Annotated in this window: 4 protein-coding genes; 2 read left to right on the top strand and 2 right to left on the bottom strand. The window is 67.1% G+C overall.

Annotated elements, in window-relative coordinates:
• Nucleotides 1–104: 104 nt before the first annotated feature.
• Nucleotides 105–995: a hypothetical protein gene (locus tag ACP5M5_RS14080; protein WP_427938387.1), complete on the bottom strand. Its 891-nt coding sequence runs from the start codon at nt 993–995 to the stop codon at nt 105–107.
• A gap of 9 nt (nt 996–1004) precedes the next feature.
• Nucleotides 1005–1559, bottom strand: coding sequence for a hypothetical protein (locus tag ACP5M5_RS14075; protein ID WP_427938385.1), 555 nt, complete (start codon nt 1557–1559; stop codon nt 1005–1007).
• 264 nt (nt 1560–1823) lie between these two features.
• On the opposite strand from ACP5M5_RS14075, the gene ACP5M5_RS14070 reads away from it, so the two are divergent.
• Nucleotides 1824–2162, top strand: a complete 339-nt coding sequence (locus tag ACP5M5_RS14070; protein ID WP_427938383.1) for a hypothetical protein — start codon at nt 1824–1826, stop codon at nt 2160–2162.
• 62 nt (nt 2163–2224) lie between these two features.
• Nucleotides 2225–6903: MobF family relaxase (mobF, locus tag ACP5M5_RS14065; RefSeq protein ID WP_427938382.1), on the top strand; the 4679-nt coding region annotated here is incomplete at its 3' end.

The following is a 6903-nucleotide window of genomic DNA, read 5'->3' as shown; positions in this document are numbered from 1 at the left end:
AGCGGTGGGGTCATTGTCGAGCCGGGCAAGCTGTTCGGCCCGATCCAGCTCCGCTTGCGCGGCGCGGATCGCGGCCTCTGTCTCGCTCTGATCGACAGCCTCGCTCATGGCATCCACGATTTCACGCCGGCGAATTGCTCATCCATCGCCTTGAGCCAGTGGCCTACCCGCGAGCGGTTGAACACCCCGAGCGGCGGTTCTGTCTGACCGTCCCGTGCCGCGACGAAACTCGCGGTGCGAGCCTCGACCGCCTCGGCCGCGTGCAGGCGCGGCATCCAGAGGGTGAGCGCCCCGTCCGTTGTTTCATCGCGATAGACGTTCGAGGAGGTGAGGCGCCCGAATGCCTGGTCACGCGATTGTCCGGCCAGAGCCATACCTTCATTGAGCACGAAGGCTCGTGCGCGGGGCTTAAAGCCCAAAGCGCCGAGCGTGGCGGCTGGGGTTAAATCCTCGGGATGCGGGCCGGCGAGGTAGAACATCACCACCGCCATGCCCGCCTCCTCAATCATTGCATCGAAGCCGGGCATTTCTCCGGCTATGGTGCGCAGGATCGTATCGCCACCCCCCAGATCGATGATGGCGGTTTGTTTTTCGGCGATGGCGAACTCCATGAAATCTTGCAGCCAGTCGCGAACGGCGGCCTGGTTGAAGGTGTCCGGCCGAGCAACACCGCCGAAATAGGTTGAGAAGGTTGCGTTGGTGGGGTCAATATCAGCCAGGAGCGGCGCTTTCCCGTCCCGCTGTGCCATCTCGACGATCCAGCGCAGGAAGGTGGTTTTGCCGGTTTTGCCCCGGCCGGCCGTCAGGATGATCTTGGGCCGATCGGCGAGATCGAGGCCCTGAGCCACGGGTTCGGAGCGGATTTGCTCGCTGGTCAGCAGCGGCTTGATTTCCGCAGGCTTGAGCCCGGCGGCTGCCCTGCCGGGGCGGAATACGGGGGTTGCGGGTTTTTGCGCGCCGGTGGGCTTCTTTTCTGATGAGGGGGCCTCAGTCATCAAATTCTCCTATCGGGATTTGTCGCCTCTCCATTTCGGATCGTCAGGATCGGCCGGAGCAGTTGGATCGCCGAGGGCGCGGCGTTCCGCAGCGGAAACGCCCCGGCCCTCATTTCTCATCCATGATCGCTGAAACTTGGGCACCGGCTGGGCCGTCTGGTCAGCCGGTGCGGTGGGATCGCCGAGGGCTTGGCGTTCCGCAGGGGAAACACCGCGCCCCTCGTTTCTCAAGGTGAAGGGTTTGAATTTCGGTTCGGCCGCCGGCGTGCTGGCTGGGGCCGCCGCAACCGGGCGCCCTTCGGCCCGTTGCTTGGCGACCAGGCGCCGCGCCCGTAGCCAATAGTTTTCAACCGTGCGCGGCGTGAGCGGCTGGCCGGTGCGCGAGACCAGCCCGGCCGCCGCGAAGTGCTCCGCCAGCCCTTTCCAATGCGCCCCATGCTTGTCGAGAAGGGCGGCAAATTCATCATGGTGCTCGATAAACCAGACCATCAAAGGCGACCGCCGGCGAAGGCCGGAAGCCATCGCCGCACCGAGCTTTTCAATATCGAGATCAGGCGCGGGCATGGGGAATCCTACCGATTTCAACCTCTGCACGTCAATAGAACGCAGCACAACCACAGCAGATTCGCACCATAAAGCTCGCCATATTCACAGCAGATAAAATGCAAATACACAGCATGTTCGCTGCATATCCGCGCCAAAAACCCCGCCAAACTTCCGCCAGTGTGCGGGTGGAGAAAGTAGAGAAGAAGTTACAGACCATTGCACCTATGGAGCTTGCGACGCAAGGGGCAATGGCGCTAGGTTGGTGGGCAGGAGTTCCGCCCGATGCCCGAGCCCGAAACCGCCCCGCTGCCCCCGAAAGATGACCGCCTCGATGCCGTCATCCAGGCGCTGCGGCTGATGATCGAGACGCAGAACACGCACAGCCAAATGCTGGCGCGGTTGATCGAGCTGGCGACCCCTTCGGAAGAAAGCCCGCTTGAGGAATCCCTGGCGGAGATTGCCGGGGCGCTGCGCGATCAGACCACCGCGCTCCTGCAAATCGGCACGACGCTGGACGGGCTGGGGGCCGAGGTTGAGGCCGGGGTGATGCGCGGCCTCGCCACGGCGCTAGAGCCCGGCGATGAGGCTACGCAGCAAGAGGCGGGCGAGGGCTGGTGCTGACGTTCCGCGCCGGTGCGGCCTCAAGCTCATCCGGTGCCGCCGGGAAGATGGCGGATCACCTGATGACCATGACGCTGCCGGGCTTCGAGCAGGACATGGCGACGTATTATCAGCGCGGCATGACGGCCGAGGGCGGCCTTTGGCAGCCGGGCACCGAGGCGGCGGAAGATAACGCGGCGGCCACCGCCACGGACGCGGCTCGCCCTGGCACTATTCCCGAGCCCCGGCGCGACATGCACCCGGCCGTTGCTGCCGCGCTGGGGATCGACACCTCGCGCCCGCTGACCCGTGACGAGATTGCCGAGCTGCTGGCGGGCAATCGGGCGGATGGCGAGAAGATCGCGGGCAAACAATATCAGCGCGCGGTGACGCCGCTTGCCGAGGTGTTCGGGCTTGATCCGATGCGGTTGCCGACCCGCGCGGAGCTGGAAAACCTGCTTGCCGGCAAACGGGCTGACGGGTCCGATCTGCCGGCCGCGCCCGTGGATGCGACGCCTTCAACCCGTGCGCAGAAAGCGGCGCCGGTGGCGCCCGAGGCGGTCGAGACGGAGGACCGCGACGCAGCCCTTGCCGCCGAAGCGGCGGCGCTTGGCGAGCTGGGGCACGCACCAGACGGCCCGCCGCCCTGGCCGGATGATTTTGCCCCGCCCCCGATGGAGGAGGCGGCCGCATATGATCGTGATGCGGCGCTGGCGGCCGATTGGCAGGCGGATGTTGCGCGGGGCGGTGAACCTGCGGTGCCGCCGCGTGGCCCGGCGGCCGAGGAGAGGCCAGCGGAACCGCGCGCGATCGATGTTGCAGCGGCGCTTGATGCCGCCGGTGTGCCCTACCGGACCAGCGGCGGCCGGTTGCGCCTGCAAGCGACCTGGCGCGGGGTGGATAGCTGGACGGTTTCGGTCAACGCCACCACCGGCCAATGGACCGACTTTGCCGCCAGCGAAGGCGGGCGGTTCGAGAGCCTGGTGCGCCGGCTGGGCGTCAAAGCCGAGGCGGTCGAGCTGGACCCCGAGGCGGCCAAGGCAGCGCGCGAAGCCGAGGTGCGGCGCAACGCCTTTCGCAAGAGCATCGCCGGGAAACTCTGGGATGAGGCGATTCCGGGCGCGGGCGAATTGCGTGAGCCGAATTGGCGCGGGTCGGTGGGGCAGAAATTGCGGCAGCGGGCGGCGCATGAGGCGCGCGTGGAAGAGGCCGAAGGCATGCGGGCGCCGGTTCGTGCCTATCTCAGCGGGCGCGGCCTCGATGCCGATTGGCTGATGAGCCATGTGCGGCTGGTCCGTCCGCATCCGAACTATGATTCGGCGGAAGTGGCGGCTGGGGCGGCGGTGGTGATGCTGACGCCGATGTTTGGCCAGGATGAGGACGGCCGGGTGCGGCTGACCGGCGTGCAGCGCACCTATCTGACCGAGGGCGGAGCAAAAATCGGTCGCCGGATGCTGGGGGCCTCGGGCGCCTGGCTGCTGCATCCGCCTGCTGGCGCGGCGGTGCCGATCGGGGGTCATGACCAGGCGCGGGTTGCCGGTGAAGGCTTCGAGACCGTCGCCAGCGTGGTGCAGGCAACGCGGCAGGCTGGTGTTGTCGGGTACAATGCCGGCGGCCTGGTGGCCTGGGCCGGGCAGTTCAGCGGCTCGACGCCGGTTGCGCTGCTGGCCGATCGCGACAATGCCCGCGTCCATAATGGCCGTGATGTTGGCGAGGCCGGGCAGAAGGCGGCTGCCAAGGCCGCGGCCTTGATCGAGGCCAATGGTGGCGAGGCGGTCTATCTTGAGCCACCGGCTGATGTCGCGGGCGGAGCAAAGGGCGCCGATTGGGCCGATGCCTTGCGCGCGGGCGGAGCCACCGGTTTGCGGCAGGCACTGGCGGTGGCCGAGGCGTCGAGTGCGGCCGACCGGGCGCGGATCGAGGCGAAGCTGGCGCCGGCCTCTCCCAGCGCGGCGCCGGATGGTCCGCCAGCCCAGGAGGCCGACCAGAACCAGCCTGCCCCCCATCCCGAGCTTGTGCGGCTCTACAAGGCGCTAGGGGCCAAGGACGGAAACGGCCTTTCCGAGACCGAGCGGGCCAACATCCTTGATGGCAAGCGGGCGGATGGCGCGGCGCTGGATGCGGCCGATTGGCGGAACGCGGTGAACCGCTCGAAAACCCCGATCGGCTACGTTGATTTTACCTTCTCGGCCGACAAGACGATTTCGTTGGCGTGGGCTTTCGCGCCGACCGAGGCGGAGCGCAACCAGCTTGCCCAGGCGCACAAGGATGCGGTGGCTGCAACCATGGCCGAGATCGAGCAGGTCATTGGCCAGGCGCGGAAGGGCAAAGGCGGCAAGGAAGGCACCGAGCAGGGCCGCATCGGGTGGATCACCTTTGATCACTATACCGCCCGCCCCACCCTCGAAATCGCCCGCGAGACAGCGGACGGCCGCACGGAAACCGAGATCGTCTCCGTGAAGGTGGCCGGTGATCCGCAGCTGCATACGCATGTCGCGGTGCCGAATGTCATCGTCACTGAGAGCGGCCGTGTGGTGTCGCTGAACACGATGCAGATGCACGGCCGCATCCATGAATGGGGGGCGATCTACCAGGCCCATCTTGCCCAGAATCTCCGGCGGGCGGGAGCCAGTATAGAATTAGACCGAACCACCGGCGCGGCGCGGCTCAGCGCCGTGCCGGAGGAGATCCGGGCGGCGTTCAGTAAGCGGACCCGCGATGCCCTTTCCGACGCGAAAGCCTATGCCGTATCGGTGGGCGCGGAGTGGGACCGCATGACTGGCGATGAACGGATCAAGCTGCTGAAAGGCGGCGCCTTTGCCAGCCGCAGTGCCAAGGCCGACGATATGAGCGACTTCGCGAGCTGGCGGCGCCAGGCGGAGGAACGCGGCTACCAGCACAAGAGCGTTCTGCAGGACGCGGCGCCGGCGGAGAACCTGCCCGAAGCGGCCCGGCTTGACCGGGCCTATGAGGCCGCTTCGCGCGTGCTGGGCGAGCAGTTTGCCCGGCGGGCGGTCATAAAGGACGAGGACGAGCGGGTTGCCGCAGCGCGTGGCCTGGTGGCGGCCGGCATCAAGGATGGCGGCGATGTGGACCGGGTGATTGCGCGGTTGCGGGCGCGCGGGGTTGTCGAGACGGGCGGTGCTGGCGGCAACGGTGAGCCCGCGCGCACCCAGATCATCGCGGTTGAGACCGTGCGGGATGACCCGGACAACCCGGATGTGAAAATCACCACAACCAGGCTGACGACGCGCGCCCATGTTGGGCAGGAGAGCGCGCTGGTCGAACTGGCGGCACAGGCAGGCCAGGACCGGCGCGGCACGCTCAACCCGGCCCAGATCAAGCGCGGGATCGCGGCGAGCGGGTTAAGTTTCACCGGCGAACATGGCGTGGCGCAGCGCCGGATGATCGATCATCTCGGCATGAGCGGCCGGTTCGCGGTGGGGATCGGGGCGGCCGGGGCTGGCAAGACCACGCTTTTGAAGCCGCTGGTGGCGGCGTGGCGTGACCAGGGCGCGGATATTCACGGGATCAGCCTTGGCTGGCGCCAGGCGCGCGAGCTGCGCGAGGCTGGGCTAAATACCGAGGCCGAGACCGGCGGGCGTGACACGATCGCGGCCGTGTCGGTGTTCATCAACCGGGTGGAGAGCGGCCGGCTGGATTTGTCCAACCGCAGCGTCGTAGTGATCGATGAGCTGGGCACGATCGGCACGCGCCAGATGCTTGATCTGTTGCGGCTTCAGGAGCGGCACGGGTTCCGCATGGTGGCGATCGGTGATCCGAAGCAATGCCAGTCGATCGAGGCGGGCCAGGTGATCGGCCTTCTCGAAAAAGGGCTGGGCGAGGTGCCCTCAATCGAAAGCAGCGTGCGGCAGACCAATGAACGCGCGCGCGAAATCGCGGGCCTGCTGCGCAAAGGCGGCGCCGAAGCCGTTGGCATGGCGCTGGACATGAAGCGGCAGGATGGCACGGCCGAGATCGTCGCTGGCGGCCATCATGAGGTGATCGAGCGTGCCGCTGCGCTCTGGGATGAGCGGCGGCGCGCGAACGCCGACCGGCCGCGCTTTACGCTTTCGATCAGCACACCGACCAATCAGGACGCGCGCGCGATCGGCGAGGCGATCCGGCAACGGCTGCTGGCCTCTGGCGAGCTGGGGCAGAGCCGCATGACGCTGGCGGCGATCGACAAGAACACCGGCGAGCATTACGCCATGCCGATCGCGACTGGCGAAAAAATCCGGCTATTCGCCAGGACCAACGCCGCGATGCTGGATGGCGGCAAGGGCGCGATCGGCGATAACGGCTCGATCCTCGAAATCACCAGCATCCGCGAGGAGGGCCTGGTGCTGCGGAACGACCATGGCCGCGAGGGCTTTGTGAAATGGGATACGCTGGCCGACAAGGAGTCCGGCCGGATGCGGCTGGCCTACGGCTATGCCATGACCACCAACACCGCCCAGGGCATCACCACGACCGAGCATATCTTTGTAACACCGGGCGGCTCGCAGACCACGGACGGCTTCAAGACCTATGTGTCCGGGTCACGGCACCGGGAGCGGGATTACTGGCTGACCTCGGAAGGCGCCGAGCGCCAGGAGATCGCGGGGCGGCGGCCGTTGGGTGATCCGCGTCCCATCCGCGAGCACGACATCTGGACGAACTGGACGCGGAACATCGCGCGCCAGCCGGAAAAGACCAACGCGCTCGATCTGGTGAAGATCGGCGAGGAGGCCCGCCGCAATGCCGCCCGCGCCTTCCTCAA

Origin of the sequence: Acidibrevibacterium sp., assembly GCF_049965395.1 — a bacterium.
Classification (GTDB): Bacteria; Pseudomonadota; Alphaproteobacteria; order Acetobacterales; family Acetobacteraceae; genus Acidibrevibacterium; species Acidibrevibacterium fodinaquatile.
This window is presented reverse-complemented; position numbering and strand designations above follow the sequence as displayed.